General features: G+C 73.5%; 20 protein-coding genes, 1 tRNA gene and 1 pseudogene. 8 read left to right on the forward strand and 14 right to left on the reverse strand.

The window, feature by feature from the left end; all coding sequences use genetic code 11:
• Window positions 1-41 precede the first annotated feature (41 nt).
• Window positions 42-521 carry a hypothetical protein gene (locus tag GA0070614_RS14620; RefSeq protein WP_088976480.1) on the reverse strand — a complete coding sequence of 160 codons (480 nt, stop codon included), beginning with the start codon at window positions 519-521 and terminating at the stop codon, window positions 42-44.
• A gap of 115 nt (window positions 522-636) precedes the next feature.
• On the opposite strand from GA0070614_RS14620, the gene GA0070614_RS14625 reads away from it, so the two are divergent.
• Window positions 637-954: a hypothetical protein gene (locus GA0070614_RS14625; protein WP_157744995.1), complete on the forward strand. Its 318-nt coding sequence runs from the start codon at window positions 637-639 to the stop codon at window positions 952-954.
• Here GA0070614_RS14625 and GA0070614_RS14630 read toward each other — a convergent pair.
• From GA0070614_RS14630 to GA0070614_RS14660, 7 genes and pseudogenes are all read right to left on the reverse strand, one after another.
• Window positions 941-2,485: a serine/threonine-protein kinase gene (locus tag GA0070614_RS14630; RefSeq protein WP_088976482.1), complete on the reverse strand. Its 1,545-nt coding sequence runs from the start codon at window positions 2,483-2,485 to the stop codon at window positions 941-943. The genes GA0070614_RS14625 and GA0070614_RS14630 overlap by 14 nt on opposite strands.
• 219 nt (window positions 2,486-2,704) lie before the next feature.
• A pseudogene (locus GA0070614_RS14635) lies at window positions 2,705-3,103 on the reverse strand (hypothetical protein); the annotation flags it as partial.
• A 264-nt stretch (window positions 3,104-3,367) separates the two neighbouring features.
• The gene (locus tag GA0070614_RS14640; RefSeq protein WP_088976483.1) at window positions 3,368-6,949 is read right to left on the reverse strand and encodes an adenylate/guanylate cyclase domain-containing protein; all 3,582 of its coding nucleotides are present in this window, start codon (window positions 6,947-6,949) and stop codon (window positions 3,368-3,370) included.
• Window positions 6,946-7,752, reverse strand: coding sequence for an MBL fold metallo-hydrolase (locus GA0070614_RS14645; protein WP_088976484.1), 807 nt, complete (start codon window positions 7,750-7,752; stop codon window positions 6,946-6,948). Before GA0070614_RS14645 ends, GA0070614_RS14640 begins: the two co-directional genes overlap by 4 nt.
• Before the next feature lie 121 nt (window positions 7,753-7,873).
• Window positions 7,874-8,335: a RidA family protein gene (locus GA0070614_RS14650; protein ID WP_088976485.1), complete on the reverse strand. Its 462-nt coding sequence runs from the start codon at window positions 8,333-8,335 to the stop codon at window positions 7,874-7,876.
• A complete protein-coding gene (locus tag GA0070614_RS14655; protein WP_013736319.1) occupies window positions 8,332-8,487 on the reverse strand; it encodes a DUF4177 domain-containing protein in 156 nt (51 codons plus the stop codon). Before GA0070614_RS14655 ends, GA0070614_RS14650 begins: the two co-directional genes overlap by 4 nt.
• A gap of 47 nt (window positions 8,488-8,534) precedes the next feature.
• Window positions 8,535-9,017, reverse strand: coding sequence for a hypothetical protein (locus GA0070614_RS14660; protein ID WP_088976486.1), 483 nt, complete (start codon window positions 9,015-9,017; stop codon window positions 8,535-8,537).
• A gap of 328 nt (window positions 9,018-9,345) precedes the next feature.
• Here GA0070614_RS14660 and GA0070614_RS14665 point away from each other — a divergent pair, with 328 nt between their 5' ends.
• From GA0070614_RS14665 to GA0070614_RS14675, 3 genes are read left to right on the forward strand one after another with little or no spacing between them, the layout of a single operon-like run.
• Window positions 9,346-9,924, forward strand: a complete 579-nt coding sequence (locus GA0070614_RS14665; RefSeq protein ID WP_088976487.1) for an Rv0361 family membrane protein — start codon at window positions 9,346-9,348, stop codon at window positions 9,922-9,924.
• 26 nt (window positions 9,925-9,950) lie between these two features.
• The gene (locus tag GA0070614_RS14670; protein ID WP_088976488.1) at window positions 9,951-10,928 is read left to right on the forward strand and encodes an ArsA-related P-loop ATPase; all 978 of its coding nucleotides are present in this window, start codon (window positions 9,951-9,953) and stop codon (window positions 10,926-10,928) included.
• Window positions 10,929-10,982: 54 nt separating this feature from the next.
• Complete coding sequence (locus GA0070614_RS14675; protein WP_172892438.1) at window positions 10,983-12,131, forward strand: ArsA family ATPase; 1,149 nt, start codon at window positions 10,983-10,985, stop codon at window positions 12,129-12,131.
• A 5-nt stretch (window positions 12,132-12,136) separates the two neighbouring features.
• Here GA0070614_RS14675 and GA0070614_RS14680 read toward each other — a convergent pair whose 3' ends face one another.
• Window positions 12,137-12,454 carry a WhiB family transcriptional regulator gene (locus GA0070614_RS14680; protein WP_088976489.1) on the reverse strand — a complete coding sequence of 106 codons (318 nt, stop codon included), beginning with the start codon at window positions 12,452-12,454 and terminating at the stop codon, window positions 12,137-12,139.
• Between the two features lie 403 nt (window positions 12,455-12,857).
• On the opposite strand from GA0070614_RS14680, the gene GA0070614_RS14685 reads away from it, so the two are divergent.
• Window positions 12,858-15,311 (forward strand): penicillin-binding protein, encoded by a 2,454-nt coding sequence (locus tag GA0070614_RS14685; protein WP_088979439.1) that lies wholly within the window; start codon window positions 12,858-12,860, stop codon window positions 15,309-15,311.
• 67 nt (window positions 15,312-15,378) lie between these two features.
• On the opposite strand, the gene GA0070614_RS14690 is transcribed toward GA0070614_RS14685, so the two are convergent.
• Entirely contained in the window at window positions 15,379-15,834 is a 456-nt protein-coding gene (locus GA0070614_RS14690; RefSeq protein WP_088976490.1) for a GatB/YqeY domain-containing protein, read from the reverse strand.
• Window positions 15,835-15,859: 25 nt separating this feature from the next.
• Here GA0070614_RS14690 and GA0070614_RS14695 point away from each other — a divergent pair, with 25 nt between their 5' ends.
• Together GA0070614_RS14695 and GA0070614_RS14700 are read left to right on the forward strand one after the other, a co-directional pair.
• A complete protein-coding gene (locus GA0070614_RS14695; RefSeq protein ID WP_088976491.1) occupies window positions 15,860-16,753 on the forward strand; it encodes a metallophosphoesterase in 894 nt (297 codons plus the stop codon).
• Between the two features lie 122 nt (window positions 16,754-16,875).
• Window positions 16,876-16,952, forward strand: a tRNA-Pro gene (locus GA0070614_RS14700).
• 125 nt (window positions 16,953-17,077) lie between these two features.
• Here the strand turns inward: GA0070614_RS14700 and GA0070614_RS14705 are convergent.
• The 4 genes from GA0070614_RS14705 to GA0070614_RS14720 form a co-directional block, all read right to left on the reverse strand.
• The gene (locus GA0070614_RS14705) at window positions 17,078-18,511 is read right to left on the reverse strand and encodes a hypothetical protein (protein ID WP_088976492.1); all 1,434 of its coding nucleotides are present in this window, start codon (window positions 18,509-18,511) and stop codon (window positions 17,078-17,080) included.
• Between the two features lie 38 nt (window positions 18,512-18,549).
• Window positions 18,550-19,050: a DUF3558 family protein gene (locus tag GA0070614_RS14710; protein ID WP_408630753.1), complete on the reverse strand. Its 501-nt coding sequence runs from the start codon at window positions 19,048-19,050 to the stop codon at window positions 18,550-18,552.
• 139 nt (window positions 19,051-19,189) lie between these two features.
• Window positions 19,190-19,732 carry a hypothetical protein gene (locus GA0070614_RS14715; protein WP_157744996.1) on the reverse strand — a complete coding sequence of 181 codons (543 nt, stop codon included), beginning with the start codon at window positions 19,730-19,732 and terminating at the stop codon, window positions 19,190-19,192.
• On the reverse strand, window positions 19,729-20,244 hold the full coding sequence (locus tag GA0070614_RS14720) for a quercetin 2,3-dioxygenase (protein ID WP_088976495.1): 516 nt from the start codon (window positions 20,242-20,244) through the stop codon (window positions 19,729-19,731). Before GA0070614_RS14720 ends, GA0070614_RS14715 begins: the two co-directional genes overlap by 4 nt.
• 126 nt (window positions 20,245-20,370) lie before the next feature.
• Here GA0070614_RS14720 and GA0070614_RS14725 point away from each other — a divergent pair, with 126 nt between their 5' ends.
• On the forward strand, window positions 20,371-20,979 hold the full coding sequence (locus GA0070614_RS14725; RefSeq protein ID WP_231933636.1) for a TetR/AcrR family transcriptional regulator: 609 nt from the start codon (window positions 20,371-20,373) through the stop codon (window positions 20,977-20,979).
• The last annotated feature ends 247 nt before the right edge of the window (window positions 20,980-21,226 follow it).

The raw sequence follows: 21,226 nt of genomic DNA on the forward strand, positions 1-21,226 counted from the left end.
TTTACGCATTCTCCCGCCGGCAGGGGCGCGCTCCCACGTGGTCAGTCGCGCCCGAGCGCCGCGAACCAGGCGGGCGTCGGCTCGACCGCCGGACCGTACATCTCGGACGACGGGGTGAACTCGTCGACGATCCGCCAACCCGCCGCGCCCTCCCGGGCGTACACGTAGGCGTCGATCTCGCTGCGCGGCGCGCCGACGCCGTGGACGACGCCACCGTCCACGTCGGCCTCCCGCTTGGCGCAGACCGCGCCCCGGCCCGGCTCGGCGTCGCGGCAGTCACCGACGTACCGGTGGTCACCCCGGTAGGTGGCCCGCACCCAGGCCGTCATCGCCTGGTCGAAGGTCGTCCCCGGCGACGGGCTCAGCGACGGCGTCGGCGTCGGCGTCGAGGGGGCGGACCCGGACGGCGTCGCCGAGCCACCGGGTCCGGCCGGGGACGACGCGGGCGGCTGCTCCGTCCCGCACGCGCCGAGCACGCCCGACACCAGCAGTACGGCGACGATCCGGGTGATCCGCTGCACCGAACGTTCCTCTCCTCGTACGAAACGATCTTCACGGTCATTGAACCGGACGGCGGCGGCGCACGACGTCCCCGACGCGGGTTGACAGGCGGCGTCCGGTGGGGATGCTTGTCGGGTGGGGCGAATCCTCAGGCCGGACGCGCGGACCGTGGCGGTGCTCGCGGCGCTCGCGGCACTCACGGCGCTGGTGGTCCTGTTGAGCTGGCACCCCGCCGGGATCCTGACGGTGGCGCTGGCGTTGCTCGTCGTCCTGCTCGGGACGGTCACCGGCACGGCGGTGGCCGCGCTGCGCGACCGCGACGCCCGGTCGGAGCACGGCGCGGCCCCGACCAACCAGCCGGACGCCCTGCTCGGCGGCATCGACGCCGACACCCTGGACGCGCTCGACAGCGAGGCGGTGCGCTCCCGCCTGGGCGGGGTCAGCGACCGGTGAGGGTCGGCGCGAGCAACGCGTTCGCGCCCTTGCCGGCGAGACAACGGAAGGTCCGGTCGGCGCCCGGGCCGCTCGGCGGCAGGACCTCCAGGTTCCATCCCTGCGGGTAGCCCATCCCGCTGGTGAGCCGGAAGGTGCGCGGGTTGCAGACCCGCTGTACGGCCGGGTCGGCGGCGACCTCGGCGTGCCCCGCCCCCACCAGCGCGGTGGGCAGCTCGCCCTGGACGTAGGTCTCCCAGGTGTGCCGGCCGTCGCACGAGACCTGGGCCGCCTCGGCCCGGTCGCCACGCAGCCGTACCGGCCCGAAGCACTCCAACCGGGGTGCGCAGCGGGCCCCCGGCGGCAGCGACGCCGCTGACGCCCCGGACACGCAACCGGGCAGCACACCCCAGTTCCCGCCCGGCTCCGACGAGGCGCTGGCCACCGGCGTCGGGGTCGGCGCGGCCACCGGCGGGGCGCCACCGGCGACCCAGGCCCCGGCGCTCGCCGAGGCGGCCAGGGCGAGGACACCGGCGCCGCCGAGGAACCAGCGTCGCCGCCGCCGGCCGCCGCGCGACGCCGACGGCGGGGTGTCCTCCACCGGCGGCCGGGGCGGGCCGGACGGGTCCACGGTGTACGTGCCGCCGGTGGTGAAGCCGCCACCGGTGGAGCCGCCGGACAGCGGCGCGCCGCTCACCGGCGCCCCGCTCACCGGGGAGGGGGCCGGATCCAGCGGCAGCGCCACGAGCAGGTCCCGCAGCTCGATCGCCGACGGCCGCGCGCCGGGGTCGTTGGACATCCCGGCCCGGAGCACGTCGACCAGCTCGGTCGGCACCCCGGGCAGCTCCGGGATCGGCTGGTTGAACATCTCCAGCACGGTGACCAGGCTCGGGTTCCGCTCCGACTGCCAGCGGGGCGGCCGGCCGTTCATCACCGCGTAGAGGGTGGCGCAGAGGGCGTACACGTCGACGGCCGGCGAGGGCGGGCTGTGACTGAACATCTCCGGCGGCGCGTACGCCGGGGTCAGCACCTCCAGGGTGACCGAGGCGTCGCGCACCTCGGCCAGCACGGCGAGCCCGAAGTCGGCCAGCACCGCCGGGTTGAAGTGCGAGTGGAGGATGTTCGCCGGCTTGACGTCGCGGTGCAGCACCCCGGCCGCGTGCGAGTGGGCGAGCGCATCGGCGATCTTGATGCCGAGGTCGCGGGTCTCCGAAGCGCCCAGCGGAGAGGTGCGCATCCGCTCGGCGTACGAGCCGTCGCAGAGCTCCATGATCAGATAGGGATGCTGGTCGACGGTGACCCCGACGTCGAAGAGGTCCACCACGTGCGGGTGGGACGACATCCTGCCGGCGGCACGCGCCTCCCGGAGGAACCGGGCCTGGTCCCGCTCGCTGTCCAGCGTCCGGTTCTCCACCTTGACGGCGACCTCGCGCCCCACCGAGATCTGGGTGGCCCGGTAGACGGTGGCGTACCCACCCCGGGCAAACACCCGCAGATCGGTCAGACCGGGCACGATAGGCAGCCGGAGGGCGCCGGGCGGGGTCTCGGTCACGGGTCGAAAATACCTGTTACGCCGGGACGCTCAGCGGACCGTACCGGCGGTGGACCCGGGACCGGCGGTGGCCGGACCACCCTCCGCGTCGATGACCTGCGGCTTCGTCGAGGACTCCGGGCCATCGACGGGCACCGCGGCGGCCGGAGCGTCGGCAGCCCCGGCACTCCCGGAGTGGTCCTCGTCGGCCACTCCGGCCGTGGCGGGGCGCGCCCCGTCGGCGCGGCGGGCGTCCCAGCGCAGACCGAGCGCGGTGGCGACCGCGCCGAGCCCTTCCCACAGGGCCACCGCGAAGAACCGGTCGGGCGCCACGTCGGCCAGCACGGCCAGCGTGAAGACGGTGAAGGTGACCAGCCGGAAGACGACGGTGAATCGGTAGAAGGCCCGCCACTCCGTGGCGACCGCCAGCAGGTAGTAGACGCCCATGTTGAACGACGCCATCGAGGACGCGGTGAGGAACGTGCCGGTGTAGTCGCCGGCCGCCCGCCGATCCGGCACCTCGAACCCGAGCATCCGCAACTGCGCCTCGGGCCAGAGCAGCCCGAGCGCGCCGAGCAGCAGCGCCAGGACGCCGAAGACCGCGATGGTCCAGCCGGCGCCGGAACGCGGCAGCCTCATCTGTCCTCCCCATCCACGAGCACCGCCGTGGCGGCCCCTGGACCCCACACGCTAGACCGGCACCCCGCCCCCCACATCCCCGGAACCGCCAGACCTCCCCAGGCAGCCCACCCGACCGACCCGACCCCGCCCCCTACCCCGGTCCGACCACGTTTGTTGATCAAGAGGTTTGCGTCCGTAGGAGCATCGAATCCGGACCAAAACGTCTTGATCACCAGGCGGAAGGGGTGAGGGGCGGGTGCGGGGGGCGGACCGGCGGGTGGGTCAGCCGGCGGCGAGGCGGACCCGCAGGGCGTCGGCGGCGATCCGCTCGCTGCGCTGCTCGGTCGCGTACGCCAGTCGGACCGCCTCCTCGGCGCTGGCCAGCGCCTCGACCGGCCGGCCACAGGCGGCCAGCGCCTCGGCCAGCACACTCGCCCCGATCACCTGGCTGCGGACGTCCTCGGCGGGGGCGGCCACCGCGCGCCGGGCCCAGTCCAGCGCCTGCTCCCGCTGGCCGTGGGCGAGCAGCGCGGAAGCGTACCGGGCCATGGTCTGGCGGCGGGAGAAGAGCAGCGTCGGGGTGCTCGCGGCGGTGGTGGCGACCGGGGCGAGCAGCCCCACCGCGGTGGCCGGGTCCCCGGCGGCGAGCCGGGCGGTGGCCAGCAGCACCCGGGGCGCGGCCTGGGCCGGCGCCTGCGGGTTGTGCGGCTCGACGGCGGTCAGCACCGCCCGGGCGTCCCGCTCGGCGGTCTCGCAGTCGCCCATGTCCAGCGCCACGAAGCCGCGCAGCGTGCCGGCCATCCCGGTCAGCAGCGGGTGCGAGGTGCGTTCGGCGTACGCCAGGGCGTCGGTGAGCAGGTCGGCGGCGTGCTCCGGCTCGCCCAGCCCGCGTGCCACGACCCCCCGGACGACCAGCGCGAACCCGCGTCCCCAGTCGTCGGAGACCTCGGCGAAGTCACGGTACGCGCGACGAGCCTCCCGGTCGGCTTCGGCGACCTCGCCCAGCTCCGCCCCGGCGAACGCCTCGACCGCGCGCAGCGTGCCGACCGCCCACGCCTCGCCGACCCGTTCGCCGAAGGGCAGGAAGACCCGCGCCAGCCGGCGGGCCTCCCCCAACCGGCCGGCGAGCAGCCGGGCGAACGCGGTGGTGCCACGCAGCCAGGCCCGCCCGTACGGGTCCTTGAGCTGGGCGAAGAGCCGGGCGGCCCGGCCGAGCACCGCGTCGGTGCCGGCGAAGTCGCCCCGGGTGGTGGTGACCCAGGCCAGGTTCTGCAACGACCACGCCTGCCCGCGCGGGTCCTGGGCGGCGAGGCTGACCTGGTACGACGCGGCGAGCCGGCTGCTGGCCTGACCGAGCCGGCCGGCGATGAAGTCGGCCATGCCCAGCCGGCGCATCGCCGAGGCGCGCAGGGTGGGCAGGCCGCCGGCGGTGGCGACCTGCAACGCCTCCTGCCAGCTGGACACCGCCCGGGCCTGGTCGCCGAGGGTCTGGTGGGCCTGCCCGGCGAGCAGCAGCGCGCTGGTGCGTACGGCCGCCTCGTCCCCGGCGTTGGCCGCGATCTTCTCGGCGAAGGAGAGCGCGTCGGTCGCCCGGCCGACCTGGAGCAACGCCCGGGCGTGCACCACCCGGTCGGCGGCGGGCACCCCGTCGCGGGCCAGCTCGGCGGCGCGTTCGGCGTACTCGACGGCGAGGGCCGGCTCCCCGGCGTGCAGCGACCGGCGGGCGGACCGGCCCAGCGCGGCCACGCCCAGCGGGGTGACCGTCCGGGCCGGCGCGTCCGGGCGCAGCTTGACCGCGTCGGCGAGCGCGGCGGCCCGCTCCACGTGCTCGGCGACGAAGTCGTCCCGGGCCGGGTCGGTGAAGCCGCCCGGCGCGGAGCCGGTGTCGCCGGGGGCGGCCCAGCGGGCCAGGGCGGCGTGCCGCTCGGCCAGTTCGGCCTTGCTGACCCCGGCGTACGCGGCCTCCCGCATCAGCGGGGTGGCGAAGGCGTAGCCACTGCGGGTGCGGTGCAGCATCCGCCGTTGCAGCAGCTCCTCGACGGCCCGTTCCAGCTCGACGGCGGCCACCGCGGCGGGTCGACCGTCCCGCCCGGCGCGCTGCTCGCGCAGCGCCTCCAGCGCCCCCTCGGGGACGGTGTCGCCGACCACGGCGGCGTCGCGCAGCGCCGAGCGGGCGTCCGGCGGCAGCGCGTCGATGCGGGCCGCGAGCACGGCGGCGAGGTCCCGGGAGAGCAGCCGGCTGCCCAGCGAGCCGGGGGCCAGCCGCCACCCGCCGGGACCGCTGCGCCGCTCGGCGACGGCGGTCAGCGCGCCCCGCTCCATCAGCAGGGTGACCAGTTCGGCGAGGTAGAACGGGTTGCCCTGGGCGGTGGCGAGGAGCCGGTCCGCGTCGGCCTGCGGCAGCTTCCCGCCGCCGAGGTAGCTGGTCAGCAGCCGGGCCGCGTCGGCGCCGCGCAGCGCGGGCAGCACGTGCACCTCGGCGTCGGCGACCCGGGTCAGCGCCCCGGCGGTACGCACCAGCTCCGGGCGGCCCAGCAGCAGCACCAGCACCGGGCCGCTGAGCCGGGAGAGGGTCGTCCCGAGCGCGCTGATCGTCTCGGCGGTCGCGTCGTGCAGGTCGTCCACCACCATCACCAGCGGCGCCTCGCTGGCCAGGGCACTGAGCAGGCCGGCGACGGCGTTCGGCACCGCCTCGGCGTCGGCGGGCGCGGTGGTGGCGCTCCACTCCCCGTTGTCGGTGGCGGTGCCGTGCCCGCCGGGCAGCTCCGCGTACCCGAGCAGGGCGAGCAGCTGGTCGGTGGCGAGCGGGCTGCCGCCCCGCTGCCCGAGCCGCTGGCCGAGCCGGCGCAGCCGCTCCTCCACCGCCGGGCGGGTGAGCGCGGTGGACGTGTCGTTGGGCAGGCCGACCGCGGCCCGGACCAGATCGGCGAGGGGGGCGAGTCGACGCCGTTCGCCGAAGGCGGCGCAGCGTACGGAGAGCACCCGGGCGCCGGTGTGCGCGGCGTACCGGCCGGCGCCCACGTCGTACCCGGCGGCGAGGCGTTCCACCTCGGCGGCGAAGCGGGACTTGCCGATCCCCGCCTCGGCGGTCATCAGCAGCACCCGGGGCTCGCTGCGGTCGATCACCTCGGCGAGCCGGCCGGCGACCCGGCCGATCTCGGTCTCCCGGCCCACGAAGGGCGCCTCGTCACCGAGGCCGGAGCGGGTGCCCGGGGCGTCCAGGAGCCCGAGCAGCTCGTACGCCTCGACCGGTTCCCGCTTGCCCTTGAGCCGCAGCGGGCGCAGCGCCCGCCAGGAGGCCACGTGCCGGGTGGCGGCGGAGGTACGGCCACCGGCGTAGACCGCGCCGACGGCGGCGGCGTCGGCGAGCCGGGCGGCGGTGTTCACCGTGTCGCCGATGACCGTGTACTCGATGGCGGCCTGGATGCCGGCGATGACGTCGCCGGTGTTCAGCCCGACCCGCAGGCCGAGCGGCGCGCCGCCGCCCCGCTCGTCGTCGAGCACCCGGCGGACCGCCCGCTGCATGGAGAGCGCGGCACGCACCGCCCGCTCCGCGTCGTCCTCGTGCGCGACGGGCGCGCCGAAGACCGCCATGATGCCGTCGCCGGTGAGCTTGTCGACGTGCCCGCCGAAGGTCTTGACCGCGCCGGCGAGGGCGGCGAGCACCCGGTCGGTGACCGCGCCGACCCGCTCCGGGTCGAGGTCCTCGGACCAGGAGGTGAAGTCGGAGAGGTCGCCGAAGAGCACGGTGACCACCCGCCGCTCGGCGGTCGGCAGGGTGGCGGCAGCCGGCAGGGCGGCCCCGCAGTTGTGACAGAACCGCGCCCCGGGGACGGCGAGCGTGCCGCAGACCGGGCAGGTCACGGCCGTGCCGTCCCGCCCACCCCGAGGTATTCGAGCTGCGCGCGGACCGACCATTCGGCGGCCCACCACAGCGAGCGGTCGACGTCGGCGTACACCGTGGCGACCACCTCGGGGGCGGTGGTGGCGCCGGCGGCGACCGCGGCGCGCACCTGGTCGAGCCGGGCACGGCGGTGGGCCAGGTAGAACTCGGCCGCCACGCCACAGTCGGCCAGCGCCGGGCCGTGCCCGGGCAGCGCCGGGATCCCCCGGTACGCCGACAGCAGCTCCAGGCTGGCGAGGTAGTCACCGAGGTGCCCGTCGGGGTGGGCGACGACGGTGGTGCCCCGGCCGAGGATGGTGTCGCCGGTGAGGACCACCCGTTCGTCGCCGCGCTGGGCGAGGAAGCAGACGGAGTCGGCGGTGTGCCCCGGGGTGGGCACGAGCCGAATGGTGAAGCCTTCGGCCTCCAGCGGGGCGTCCGGGGTCAGCGGCGCGCCGCCGATGGTGTGCGCGGGGTCGGCGGCCCGGACGGTCGCCCGGTCGAGCCGGTCTGCCAGCGGCGCGGAGCCCTCGGTGTGGTCCGGGTGCCCGTGGGTGATGAGCACCGACCCGACGGGCGCGTGCGCGGCGATCCGGTCGAGGTGGTCGTCGTGCGCCGGGCCGGGATCGATCACCACGGCCGGCGCTCCGGGGGCGGCCCGCAGCACCCAGGTGTTGGTGCCGTCGAGGGTCATCGGCCCGGGGTTGGGCGCGCGCAGCAGCGTCACCCAGTCCGGCAGCGCGTCGGCGAGCGCCGCCGCCGGCGCGGTCAGATGCCCGGTCATGGCTGCGATCGTACGACCCTGCCCGCCACTCCCCGCGATCTTGCGGATTCGCCCGGTGGTTTGTGGCCGTTCACGGCTTTCGACCGGCCCGGGTCGGCAGGATCGCGGGGGTGGTGGTGGGTCAGGCGACCTCGACGATGACCTCGACCTCGACCGGGGCGTCGAGCGGCAGCTCGGCGACGCCGACCGCGGAGCGGGCGTGCCGCCCGGCCTCGCCGAACACCGCGCCGAAGAGGTCGGAGGCGCCGTTGATCACGCCGGGCTGACCGGTGAAGCCGGGCGCGCTCGCCACGAACCCGGACAGCTTGACGATCTTGACGACGTTCTCCAGGCCGACCAGCGCGTCGATCGCCGCCAAGGCGTTCAGCGCGCACCGCTCGGCGAGATCCTTGGCCTGCTCGGCGGAGACCCCGGCGCCGACCTTGCCGGTGGCGAGCAGCTTGCCCTCGGCCATCGGCAACTGGCCGGAGACGTAGACGTGCTGGCCGGACTGCACCGCCGGGACGTAGCTGGCCACCGGCGGCACGACCTCGGGCAGGGTCAGGCCGAGCTCCGCGAGCTTCGCGTGCGGTCCGTTGCTCATGCCTTGGGCCGCTTCAGGTAGGCGACGAGCTGCTCCGGGTTCGGGCCGGGCACCACGGAGACGAGCTCCCAGCCGTCCTCGCCCCAGTTGTCGAGGATCTGCTTGGTCGCGTGGACCAGCAGCGGGACCGTGGCGTATTCCCACTTCTGCATCGGTGGAGGGCTCCCTTGCCTGACGTGGACGTGTTACCGGACACAGCCTACGGTCCGGGCGACGGCCGGGGCGCGGGACGCTGCTCGGGCGCGACCGGCGCCTCACCGCAGGGACCCTCGTGGTCGTACGGCTGGGGGCAGCGGGACCGGTCCGGCAGCAGCAGGTCGCAGAAGACCCGGTGGCGGTTGTTCTGGTCGTCGGCGGTGGAGACGGTGGTCTCGCCGGCGTCCAGCTCGACCAGGAAGCCGAGCGAGGTCGCCACCGTGCCGGCCAGCGCGGTCGCGGCGGCCAGATCGGCGACCCGGATCGGCAGGTGGATGACGTACCCGGGCTCCTCCTCGTCCCGGCCCCGGTCGGCGGAGTGGTTCAGCACGCGCAGCACGTCGTGGGGCTCGGCGGACCGCCGGTACGACCGCTCGTTGATCGGCAGCCCGCCGGCCGACCCGTCCGCGTCGCCCCGGGCGCCGACCCGCCCGGCCCCGCCACCGGGCGGGAACTGGGCTCGAGCGATGTTGTCCGCGTCGCGCATGTACTGCCTCCGGGCCTCGTGCCGTGATCTGACCACCGTCCGGGACCGGACCCGCTGTCCGATCCACTCCCCCGCGCCGGCACGAAGGTAGGACCGATCACCGGAGGGCCACAACGGGACGCGCACACCTGATCACGCCGAGTCACATATGCGACACATCGCCGGTCCGGAACGTGATCGCGGGGAGCCCTGCCCCGTGAGCGGCCGGTCACAAATCAGCCATCGACCGCTACCCTTCTGCCTCGGACGGGCGATCAGGGGTCGCCCGCGTGCCCGAACCGCGTCCGCGCCAGGGGCGGCGAGGACGCCCATCCCCCGAGGGACCCACATGACCCAACCGCCGACCGACGGTGCGACCGGATCGCCCAGCTCCCCACCTCCCGGCCCGGCCTCCCCGGGCACGTCGTCGCCGGGGGGCGTCACCCCCTCACCGGCGTACCCGGCCTACCGGTCCCCGGCGGACCAGCGCCGGCGCGGCAGGCTGGTCGCCACGCTCACCCTCGTCGCGGCGATCCTGCTCTGCGGCGGCGGTGGCACGGCCGCCTACCTGGCGCTGCGGGACACCGAGGAGGGCGCGGGCGCGAAGGAGCCGGCGGTGGCGGTGGACGACTTCCTCAGCGCCGTCTACCGGGAGCGGGACGCGGGCAAGGCGACCGGCCTGGTCTGCGCGGCGTCGCGGGACCCGGAGAAGATCGCCGCCAAGGTCGCCGAGGTGGACAGGTACGCCGCCCAGTACACCGGCGCGCGCTTCCGCTGGGCCACCCCCACCGTGGACAGCCAGAACGGCGACCGCGCCACGGTCAGCGCGAAGGTCACCATGACCACCGCCGACGAGAAGATCGCCGAGCAGGCGTTGCGCTTCACCGTCGTACGGAAGGCGGGTTGGCGGGTCTGCGAGGTCGCCTGACGCCGCCGGGTGGATAGGCTCGACGGGTGCGACCTGCTGACCCCCCGGCCGAACCGGCCGGCACCGGATGGCCGTCCCGCCTGCACGTGGTCACCGGCAAGGGTGGCACGGGCAAGACGAGCGTGGCGGCGGCCCTGGCGCTGGCCCTGGCCGGCGGCGGGCGACGCACCCTGCTCGTCGAGGTGGAGGGTCGGCAGGGCATCGCGCAGCTCTTCGGCACCGAACCGCTGCCGTACGAGGAACGCCACCTGACCGACGCCCCCGGCGGCGGCGAGGTGCGCGCCCTGGCGGTGGACGCCGAAGAGGCGCTGCTGGAGTACCTCGACATGTTCTACAAGCTCGGGGCGGCCGGGCGGGCGCTGCGCAAGCTCGGCGCGATCGACTTCGCCACCACCATCGCCCCCGGGCTGCGCGACGTGCTGCTCACCGGCAAGGTGAAGGAGGCGACCACCCGCACCAGCGGGCAGCGCCGCACGTACGACGCGGTGGTGCTGGACGCGCCGCCGACCGGGCGGATCGGCCGGTTCCTCAACGTCACCGCGGAGACCGCCCGGCTGGCGAAGGTCGGCCCGATCAAGACCCAGAGCGAGGGGGTCGCCGCCCTGCTGCGCTCCCCGATGACCGCGGTGCACGTGGTGACGCTGCTGGAGGAGATGCCGGTCCAGGAGACGGTCGACGCGATCGCCGAGCTGACCCAGCTCGGCTTCGGGGTGGGCCGGGTGATCGTCAACGGCGCCCGGCCGCCGCTGCCGGCGGGACGCGAGGTGACCCAGGCGGAGCTGAGGCGCGGGCTGCTCGCCGCCGGGCTGCCCACCGACCGGGCGACCGTCGTCGGGCTGGCCGAGGAGGCGCGGGACCAGCAGGTCCGCCGGGAGTTGGAGGACTCGCTCCGGGCCGACCTGGTGGAGCTGGGGTTGCCGATGACCGAGCTGCCGCTGCTGCCCGACGGGGTGGACCGGGCCGGGCTGGCGACGCTGGCCGAGCTGCTCGGCCGGGCCGATTGACTCACACCTGACGTCGGCTCGGGCGCACGGACGGCAGCGGCCCGATACGCTCGATTGGTGCCTTCCGAAGACGCGGCGCCACGGCTGGACGTCGACCAGATCCTCGCCGACCCCGGTGTACGGATCGTCGTGTGCTGCGGTGCCGGCGGGGTGGGCAAGACCACCACGGCGGCGGCGCTGGCGCTGCGGGCGGCCGAGCGGCACGGCCGGCGGACGGTGGTGCTCACCATCGACCCGGCCCGCCGGCTGGCCCAGTCCCTCGGCCTGACCGAGCTGGACAACACCCCGCGCCAGGTCAAGGGGATCGACGTCGAGGTCAGCGGCGGCGAGCTGCACGCCATGATGCTGGACATGAAGCGCACCTTCGACGACGTGGTGCTCCAGCACACCGATCCGGCGAAGGCGGCGGAGATCTTCGCCAACCCGTTCTACCAGGCCATGAGCTCGACCTTCGCCGGCACGCAGGAGTACATGGCGATGGAGAAGCTGGGCCAGCTGCACGCTCGCGGCGAGTGGGACCTGATCGTGGTGGACACCCCGCCGTCCCGCTCCGCGCTGGACTTCCTGGACGCTCCGGCCCGGCTCTCCCGGTTCCTCGACGGCCGGATGCTGCGGCTGCTGCTCGCGCCGGCGCGTACCGGCGGGCGGAGCATGTTCAGCCTGGTGACCGCCAGCTTCGGGATGTTCTCGAAGGTGGTGCAGAAGGTGCTCGGCGCCCAGCTGCTCACCGACCTGTCCGGGTTCGTCGCCGCGCTGGACTCGATGTTCGGCGGCTTCCGGCAGCGCGCGGAGCAGACGTACCGGATCCTGCAGGCCCGAGAGACGGCGTTCCTGCTGGTCGCGGCCCCGGAGTCGGACGCGGTCCGGGAGGCGGCGTACTTCGCCGGGCGGCTGCGCGAGGAGCGGATGCCGCTGGCCGGGCTGGTGCTGAACCGGGTGCACCGGCCGGCGGTGCGGCTGGACGCGGCCGAGAGCCTGGCCGCGGCGGACCGGCTGGCGGAGCTGGGCGGTCACGCGGTCACCGTCGACGTGTTGCGGGCGCACGCCGCGCTGGCCCGGCAGGCGGCCCGCGAGCAGCAGGTGGCGGCCCGGTTCACCGAGGCGTTCCCGACGGTGCCGGCAGTGTCGGTGACGGCGCAGCCCGCCGACGTGCACGACGTCGACGGGCTGCGGACGATCGGCGCGGCGATCAGCCGGCCGTGACGGCGTCAGCCGGTGGTGACCAGGACCTTGTCCTTGCCGGCCTTGTCCTTGGCGTTCTTCTTCATCGCGGCCTCGAACATCTTGCGCCAGCTCGTCACCTGCGGATGACGGCGCAGCAGCGCCCGGCGTTCGCGTTCGGTCATGCCACCCCACACCCCGAACTCGATCCGGTTGTCGAGCGCGTCGGCCAGGCACTCGTACCGAACTGGGCAGCTCCGGCAGATCCTCTTCGCCACGTTCTGTTCGGCGCCCTGTACGAACAACGCGTCCGGGTCCCCGTTCTGACATGCCGCCAGTGACGGCCAGTCAGTGATCATGCCCATCTGTACACGTCCCCCCTTGCAGTACCTACCGACCTCGTGCGACCAGCCGTCGATCCCCCCGGTCGTCCGGCCCGTTCCTTCCCCAAGGAGGCACGGACGACGTGTGGCCGTGTCGCCGCCACCATCATGCTCTGTAGTCGCCTGATTACGCAACGTTGTCGGCAAAATCCATCATTCCGGACACTCCCGGCTTCCCGGGCTTTCGCCCGCCGCATACCCGACCCGAGTACGTGAAAACGCTGCGCCGCTGTCCCGATCGGGTGGAGACTCGACCGCGGTCACACGCAACCACGCACCGGGGGTCGTGCGTTTAGCACAACGAGGGTCGCGCGCGCAGGAAATGGGGAAAGAACGCCCCAGCGACCCTCGTTCCCTGCTCGCGTACCCTGTCGAGGTGACCTGGATGCGGAAACGTGACCACAATGTCTTCACCAACGCCGCATCGCTGCTGATCTGTGGCCTGCTGGCCGGCGTGGTCGTCGCGGCGGCGGCCTTCCCCGCGGTGGCGATGTCCGGACTGGCCGCGAAGGCCGGCGCCGAGACCTTCGGCGCGCTGCCGAAGGAGCTGACCGTGGCCCGTGCGCCACAGATCAGCTACCTGCTCGCCTCGGACGGCAAGACACCGCTCGCGACGATGTACGACGAGAACCGTCGCGACGTGAAGCTGGAAGACATCGCCCCGGTCATGCGGGACGCCATCATCGCCGCCGAGGACCACGACTTCTACAAGCACAACGGGGTCGACCTCAACGGCGTCGCCCGCGCCTTCGTCAACAACCAGTCGGGCACCAACTCCCAGCAGGGCGCCTCGACCCTGACCATGCAGTACGTCCGGCTGGCCATCGCCTACTCGGCGACGCACCCGGCCGACGTGGTCGCCGCGACCGAGGACACCAGCGCCCGCAAGCTGCGCGAGATGCGGTACGCCATCCAGATCGACAAGGAGTTCCCCAAGGACGAGATCCTGCGGCGCTACCTGAACATCGCCTCCTTCGGCAACGGCGCCTACGGCATCTACGCGGCCAGCCAGGTCTACTTCGGCAAGCCGCCGAGCAAGCTGAAGCTGGAGGAGGCGGCGCTGCTGGCCGGCATGGTCAAGGCGCCGACCACCAACGACCCGACCACCCGCAGCGGGTACCCGCTCGCGCTCGACCGGCGCAACTACGTCCTCGAGAACATGGTCAAGATCGGCAAGATCAGCCGACAGGAGGCGGACGCCGCCAAGGCCACCAAGCTCGTGGTGAAGGACAAGCGCACGCCGAACGGCTGCGTCTCCACCAACGAGAAGGGCTGGGGCTTCTTCTGCGACTACTTCTACCGCTGGTGGCTGCAGCAGGAGACCTTCGGCTCGACTTCGTACGACCGTGAGCGGCGGCTCAAGAGCGGTGGCTACACCGTCGTCACCACCCTCGACGCGCAGGCGCAGCGCGGCGCGGACAAGGCGGTCCGCAAGGCGAAGAAGGAGACCGCCAAGGAGGCCGCCATGGTGGCCGTGGTGGAGCCGGGCACCGGCCGGGTCCGGGCGCTCGCGGTCAACCGTCAGTTCAAGCTCGACGACCCGAAGAACCCGAAGAACAAGATCAACAGCGATCCGGCCAAGGCCAAGAAGAAGATCCGGGGCAACTACCCGGCCACGGTGAACCCGCTGCTCACCGGCGGCCAGGGGATCACCGGCTACCAGGCCGGCTCGACCTTCAAGATCTTCACCATCGTGGCCGCCCTGGAGAAGGGCATCCCGCTCAGCTACACCATCAACGCGCAGCAGACGTTCAAGTCGGAATACATCATCGACAGCAGCTCGCCGGCCGCCTGCCCGGGCACGCACTTCTACTGCCCGAAGAACGCCGGCGGCAAGGCCGGTGGCGTGCAGACCATGTGGAGCGCCTTCGCCCAGTCGACCAACACCTACTTCGTCCCGCTCCAGCAGCAGGTCGGGGCGGAGAACGTCGTCGACGTGGCGCGGCGGCTCGGCATCCAGTTCCGGGCCAGCAACGACGCCAAGTTCGCCAGCACCAAGGACTACGCCCACCAGTGGGGCGCGTTCACCCTGGGCGTCTCGCAGACCACCCCGCTGGAGCTGGCCAACGCGTACGCCACCCTCGCCGCCGACGGCAAGTACTGCGAGCCGATCCCGGTGCAGGAGATCCGCGACCCGGAGGGCAACAAGCTCGACATCGCCAACCCGCGCTGCGAGAAGCGGCTGAGCACCGAGGTGGCCCGGGCCGCCGTCGACGCCGCCCGCTGCCCGGTCGGTGACGACTCCTCCACCAGCAAGTGCGGCGGCAGCCGTACCGCCCGCCAGGTGAAGCAGGTCGTCAAGGCGCCGGTGGCCGGCAAGTCCGGCACCACCGACTCGGAGAAGACCGCCGCCCTGGTCGCGATGACCAAGCAGTACGCGGTGGCCGGCATCATGGCCGACCCGGACTGGCCGCAGACCAACGTCAAGATGAAGCACAACCAGCCCGACGGCATCAACCCGCCGGTCATCGAGACGCTGCGCGACGCCATGAAGGGCAAGGACCGGATCAACTTCGAGCCACCGGGCAAGAAGATCTCCGAGGGTGACCAGCGCTCCATCCCCAGCGTCACCTGCCAGGACGTGAACACCGCGAAGAGCCGGATCAACGGCGCCGGCTTCGAGGCGGTCGTCTCCGACGTCAAGGTCCCGTCGAGCTGCCCGCCCGGCACCGCCGCCGGCACCAGCCCCGACGGCCGGACGATCAAGGGTGGCGTGGTCACCATCCAGATCAGCGCCGGTGGCGGCTCCCCCGCCACGCCGGGCGGCCCCACCGCCGGCCCCGGCGGCACCACGCCGACGGGCCCGAGCCGACCGGGCCGACCCCCGGGCCGCGGCTGACACATCCCGCGACACGACGGGCGGGCACCCTCAGGGGGTGCCCGCCCGTTTCGCGTACGCGCAGGGGTCAGAGACCGAGCTGCCGGCGTACCTCGGCGGCGACCCGGCCCCCCTCGGCCCGACCGGCCACCGCGGCCTGGGCCGCCTTCATCGCCGGGCCCATCTGCGCCTTGCCGGTGAAGCCGCCCGCGGCGAGCGCCCCCGAGACCAGCTCGGCCAGCTCGGCGTCGGAGAGCTGCTTCGGCAGGTAGTGCTCCAGCACGTCACCCTCGGCGGTCTCCTTCGCGGCCTGCTCGGCGCGACCGGCGTCGGCGAAGGCGGTCGCGGCCTCACGCCGCTTCTTCGCCTCCTTGGTCAGCACCGCGAGCACCTCGTCGTCGGTGAGCTCGCGCTTGGCCTTGCCGGCGACCTCGGCGGTGCCGACGGCGGCGAGCGCCATCCGCAGCGTGGAGGTGGTCAGCTCGTCGCGCGCCTTGAGGGCGGCGCGCATGTCGGCGGTGAGGCGGTCCTTCAGCGTGCTCATGGTCGGTCAAACTACCCTGAACGCCATGCGAAAGCGCACACTATTCCGGCTCGCCGCCGGGACCATCGCCGCCGGAGCGGCCACCCTGGCGTACGCGTCACTCATCGAGCGCAACATGTTCACCCTGCGCCGCTACGACGTGCCGGTGCTGCCGACCGACGCGGAGCCGCTGCGCGTGCTGCACCTGTCGGACCTGCACATGATGCCGGACCAGCAGCGCAAGCAGCAGTGGGTGGCGTCGCTCGCCGCCCTCGACCCGGACCTGGTCGTGGTGACCGGGGACAACATGGCCCACCCCGCCGCCGTCCCCGGCGTGCTGCGGGCCCTGCAACCACTGCTCGACCTGCCCGGCGCCTTCGTCTTCGGCTCCAACGACTACACCGGCCCGGTGCTGAAGAACCCGTTCAGCTACTTCCTGCCCGACCGCGGGTACACCGAGGGCGTCGCGCTGCCCTACGAGGAGCTGCGCGACGTCTTCGTCGGCGCCGGCTGGGTGGACCTCAACAACGCCCGTACCACGCTCAAGGCCGGTGGCCGGCTGGTCGAGCTGGTCGGCGTGGACGACCCGCACATCGAGCGGGACGACTACCCCTCCGTCGCCGGGCCCGTCTCCGCCGCCGCCGACCTCTGCATCGCCATCGCCCACTCGCCCGAGCCGGCGGTGCTCGACCAGATGGCCGCCGACGGCTTCGGCCTGCTGCTGGCCGGGCACACCCACGGCGGTCAGGTCTGCGTACCCGGCTACGGCGCCCTGGTGACGAACTGCGGGCTGCCCCGCTCGATGGCCAAGGGCCTGCACCGCTGGCCCGGCTCCGACGCCTGGCTGCACGTCTCCGGCGGCCTCGGCACCCACCCCACCGCCCCGGTGCGGTTCGCCTGCCCCCCGGAGGCGAGCGTGCTCACCCTCATCCCCCGCTGACCTGCGCCCCCGCCGCGTCCGCCCGGCCGGTCCGCCCCTGGACGCCGGGCCGGCGCGGCGTCCAGGGGGGGGTACCGAGTTTGACCATCGGACCGGGTGGGCTACTATTTCTCAGCACGCCTCGGGGTGTGGCGCAGCTTGGTAGCGCGCTTCGTTCGGGACGAAGAGGTCGTCGGTTCGAATCCGGCCACCCCGACCAGAGGTAAGCAAAGGTCAAGGCCCCTCCACGGAGGGGCCTTGATTCGTTTTCGCCGATCACTGCTCCGGCGGAGGCAGCGAGAGGGCAGCGGACGACGGGCGACCGCCGCCAGGACGACGCAGAACTCAGTGCCGACACACCGGCCGGTTCGTGATCCAGTGTTCGTTGACCAGGTTCACGACCGGCGGCGGGACGGGGATTCCCCCCTCGGCGGCGATGGGTCTGGCGTTGAAGATCCGCAGGAAGAAGTTGATCACTTTGACGACCAGGGCCGGGATGGAGTAGCCGATGCCGTAGGTCGCGTTGATGGTGAGGTCGGCGCGGTTGCAGCCCTCCCGGTTGGCGAGGCCTTGCAGACCACCGAAGCCGATGCTCGATCCTCGGGTGATCCCCACCGTGGTGGTGAGCGCGGCGTACAGCCCGGCCGTGAACACGACTGCGCCGAGGCCGACGAAGAACTTCACGTCGTAATCGATGAGCAGGGCGTTCGCCCCCACCGAGGTGCCGTCGACGGAGTCGACGAGACTGCTCTTCTCCCGCAGACCGCCGGGCCAGCGTGGGCCGAACCTGCCGTCGGCGTAGCCGAAGCCCATGGTGCCGCCGAGCGAGTACTCGCCGGTGGCTCTGATCGTGGTGTGCCCGGCGCTGAAGCCGGTGCGGATGCCGATCGACTGCCGGACGGTCGCGGAGAACGGGATGCCCAGGATGGACTCGAGGGGGACGCTGAAGGTGACCGGCACGAAGACGACGGGGTGGACGTTCTGGCCGGTCCTGGTGGTGGCGTCGACCTGAACCCGGATTCCGGCGGCACCCCGGATCTGCAACTCGGCCGCGGTGACCTCGGCTCCGTCGATCACCAGGTGGATCTTCGCGGAGGGCTGCTTCATCACGAAGGCGATGGTGCCCGAGAGATCGAGCCCGCTGTCCCGGTAGGAGAAGCGGGCGCCGACACCGTCGGCGCAGCAGAAACCCTCGGCCACCAGCTCGCCGGCCCGGGCCGAGCCTGTGGTGAGCGGCAGCGTGGCGGTGACCGGCCGGGCACCGGCCGACGTCAGCGCGTCGGCGGTCGCGGCCGGGCTGTGGTCCAGGGCGGCGGTCGCAGCCGGTGCGGATCGCGGCGTCGAGGCGTCCGGGTGGGACCAGAATGCGTCGTCGAACTGGTAGGGGGTGGCACCGGCCAGGGAGACGGGCTGTTCGGAGGTGAACTCGCCGTCCTGGATCACGTCGGTGATGTCCACCGGGCCGATGGCGACCGCGAGGTCCTGGCCGTCACGTCGGGCGTCGATCACCCGCCCGACCCCACGCCCGGTGACGAACATGACCTTGCCCGGGGCCAACAGGTCGGCGTTGCCGGCGTCGGGGTCCAGCCGCCAGATCAGGCCCCCGTCGGTGACCGCACGCACCGCGCCGCTGCCGCCGGGCACGACGACGACGTCCGGACGGAGGGTCACGTCCGGGTGCGGGGCGGGCGCGGCGCCGTAGCGCAGGTCATCGCCGGACGTGGTCGGCTTCGCGTCCACGCACGCGGTCAGGCCGAGCAGGACGGGCAGGACGGTCACGGCAGCGACGACCTTGCGGGTTCGCGACGTCTCGAGTTTCACAGCCGGGTCACCACGTCCCGGGCCAGGTCCTGTAGCGCCTGCCGGGACGCTGTGGGGTCGGCCAGGCTGACCAGCCGGATCGCGATCCAGACGTCACCGGCGGCGACGAACACCGCGCCGTCCTCGATGTACGCCTCGTCGCCGACGCCCGGAACGGGTTTCAGGTCGTGGCCGAGTGCACGGTCGATGTCGAGGATCTTCTCGGCCCCCGGGCCGACGTAGACCTCGACCTGGGCGGTGGGTCCACTGACCGGACCGGTGTAGGTGCAGGAGCCGGGGGCTGCCACCGGATCCTGCAGGGGCGTTCCGGCCAGGCGCTCGGCGGCGGCCTTCGGCACCAGCGCGCACGGGTCGACCGTCCGGGCCGGGGTCGCGGTGACGCCGTCGTGGTCGCCGGCGGTGGCCGGCGCTTCGACGGCGGGCTGACCGACGTCGGGCGGCGGGGGAGCCGGGTCGGTCCTGCCGCATCCGGTCAGCGCGAGGATCATGACCGCCACGGAGCTGACCGAGGCACGCCGCCTTCCGCTCCGGTTATCGGTGATCATGGGGGTACCCCCTTCTGGCTGGCCGCAGCCGTTGTCTCTGAGGCCGGCCCGGCCTGGACACTGCTCATCGGACTGTCTGTGCCCGGGGGTCTCAGGCACGATCACGGACCAGGCCGATCAGCCGAATCGCGGTGGACTGGTCGGTGTCGTCGGTGACCTTGGTGACGACCTGGATCTCGCAGGCGCGGTCCCGCACGGCGAACTCGGCGATGTTGCCCGAGGCGAAGCGGATGCCGTCGGGGCCCGGTTCGGTCTGCCCGTACGCGGACTCGGCCGGCAGGGTGCCGCCGACGGCGGTGCCGGGGCGGCCGATGTCGATGGTGATCGAATGGTAGGTGTCCGGGTTCTCCCACACGCAGGAGCTGCCCCCGTCGCCGGAGTCGCCGGCCCGTGGAGCGCGGTCGCCCGTGGCTCCGATCACCTGTGTGACCTCGTCGGTGGAGAGCAACGCGCAGGCGTCGACCTGCCTGGCTTCGACCGTCGCCGCACCGGTTGAGCCGGACGGGCCGCCGGCCCCCGGGGCCGGCTGGTCCGCCGGTGCGGACCCGCAGGCCGCCGCGCCGCTGATCACGACTGCGGCGGCGGCGCACGCCCGCCACCACCGGGCCCGCCGTCGAACTTCTCCGTCCGTCATGTGCCTGCCTCCTGTGCTGTCGATCCGGTGGGTCGGTGCCGGGGAGGTGGTCCGAGCAGTTCGATGCCGTGCCGCGCGGCGGCGTGGCCGAGGGCGGCCGGGTCGAGCGGTGCCGGGTCGGGCAGCCGCCGATCGGGTGCGGGGGTGCCGGCCTCGGCGGCGAACTGCTCGAATCCGGACGGGGTGGTGATCTGCAGGGCGCGCAGCGGCTCGTCGGGTCCGACGAGGAAGGTGTGTGGCAGCCCGACGGGCAGCAGGACGAAGTCGCCGGGCCCGGCGGTGAAGGCCTCGCCGTCGCAGCGGAACTCGGCGGTGCCGGACAGCACGTAGAACAGTTCGTCGTCGTTCCGGTGCCGGTGCAGCGGCGCGGCGAAGCCGGGCGGGTTGACGAACTCGACGACGGTGAGACGGCCGCGGGTCTGCTCGCCGGTCGCCTTGACGGTCATCAGGCTGCCGACGAACCAGTGGGCTTCTCCCTCGCCGGCGCGGCACACGTACGGGCGGACAGGCATGTCATCGTCCCTTGACTGATGGACAGCGTCTATTCATTAGTCAGCGTCTAGTGAATACATTGCTAGTATGGCGGAGCCATGGACGGTGTCAAGGACGCAAAGTCGACACGCCGCTACCGGTCCGCCGTGCGTGAGGAGAGCGCACGGCGCACCCGGCGGGCGGTGGTCGGCGCGGCGGCCGAGTTGTTCGTCGCCCGTGGGTACGCCGGCACCTCACTGGCTGACGTGGCGGCTGCCGCAGGGGTCGCCCGCCCGACCGTGTTCGCCGCCTTCGGGTCGAAGCCGGCCCTGCTGCGGCAGGTCCTCGACGAGGCGCTCGCCGGCGACGACGAGCCGGTACCGGTCGCGCAACGGCCCTGGTTCCGGCCGGTCTTCGAAGCCGACACGCAAGCCGGCGTCCTGCACGCGTACGCCGGTGTGTGCACCCTGATCGGCAGCCGTGCGGCGCGGATCTTCGAGACCGTCCGGCGGGCGGCCGACGAAGCGCCCGAGGTCGCCGACGTGTGGGAGACGCTGCTACGCAACCGTCGCGCAGGCGCCCGGATGGTGGTCGAGCGGGGCCACTCGCTCGGCCCGCTGCGCCACGGCGCCGACGTCGAGCGGGCGGTCGACGTCTTGTGGGTCTTCAACGACCCGGCGCTCTACGACGCGTTGGTGCTGCGGTGCGGCTGGACCGAGGACTCGTTCCGCGACTGGCTGTCCGAACGCATGCAGGACGCGCTGCTGGTCCGCTGACCCCGCTGACCGGACGAGCGGCACTTCCGCTCGCCCGAAATCGGCGGCAGCGGGACGGCCGCCGCGCTCGCCGCCCGCTCCGGGCACACAGGCAGCGAGGTGGGCAGAGATCGAGGCCCCTCCACGGAGGGGCCTCGATTCGTTTCCGGGCACGCCGGCGGCCCGGCCGCCGACCGGTCGACCGGCCGCCGGGCCCTCGCGGCGGTTTGTCAGAGCGGGCGGTTCGGCTCGATGACCGGGCCACCCG

This window comes from Micromonospora coxensis, from assembly GCF_900090295.1.
Classification (GTDB): Bacteria; Actinomycetota; Actinomycetes; order Mycobacteriales; family Micromonosporaceae; genus Micromonospora; species Micromonospora coxensis.

Coding starts and splice junctions, on each gene's coding strand:
- GA0070614_RS14655 (WP_013736319.1), bottom strand. CDS start 8,487: ATGCAGAAGTGGGAATACGCCACGGTCCCGCTGCTGGTCCACGCGACC.
- GA0070614_RS14720 (WP_088976495.1), bottom strand. CDS start 20,244: ATGCCTGTCCGCCCGTACGTGTGCCGCGCCGGCGAGGGAGAAGCCCAC.
- GA0070614_RS14680 (WP_088976489.1), bottom strand. CDS start 12,454: ATGGGCATGATCACTGACTGGCCGTCACTGGCGGCATGTCAGAACGGG.
- GA0070614_RS14660 (WP_088976486.1), bottom strand. CDS start 9,017: ATGCGCGACGCGGACAACATCGCTCGAGCCCAGTTCCCGCCCGGTGGC.
- GA0070614_RS14645 (WP_088976484.1), bottom strand. CDS start 7,752: ATGACCGGGCATCTGACCGCGCCGGCGGCGGCGCTCGCCGACGCGCTG.
- GA0070614_RS14695 (WP_088976491.1), top strand. CDS start 15,860: ATGCGAAAGCGCACACTATTCCGGCTCGCCGCCGGGACCATCGCCGCC.
- GA0070614_RS14690 (WP_088976490.1), bottom strand. CDS start 15,834: ATGAGCACGCTGAAGGACCGCCTCACCGCCGACATGCGCGCCGCCCTC.
- GA0070614_RS14685 (WP_088979439.1), top strand. CDS start 12,858: ATGCGGAAACGTGACCACAATGTCTTCACCAACGCCGCATCGCTGCTG.
- GA0070614_RS14665 (WP_088976487.1), top strand. CDS start 9,346: ATGACCCAACCGCCGACCGACGGTGCGACCGGATCGCCCAGCTCCCCA.
- GA0070614_RS14715 (WP_157744996.1), bottom strand. CDS start 19,732: ATGACGGACGGAGAAGTTCGACGGCGGGCCCGGTGGTGGCGGGCGTGC.
- GA0070614_RS14650 (WP_088976485.1), bottom strand. CDS start 8,335: ATGAGCAACGGACCGCACGCGAAGCTCGCGGAGCTCGGCCTGACCCTG.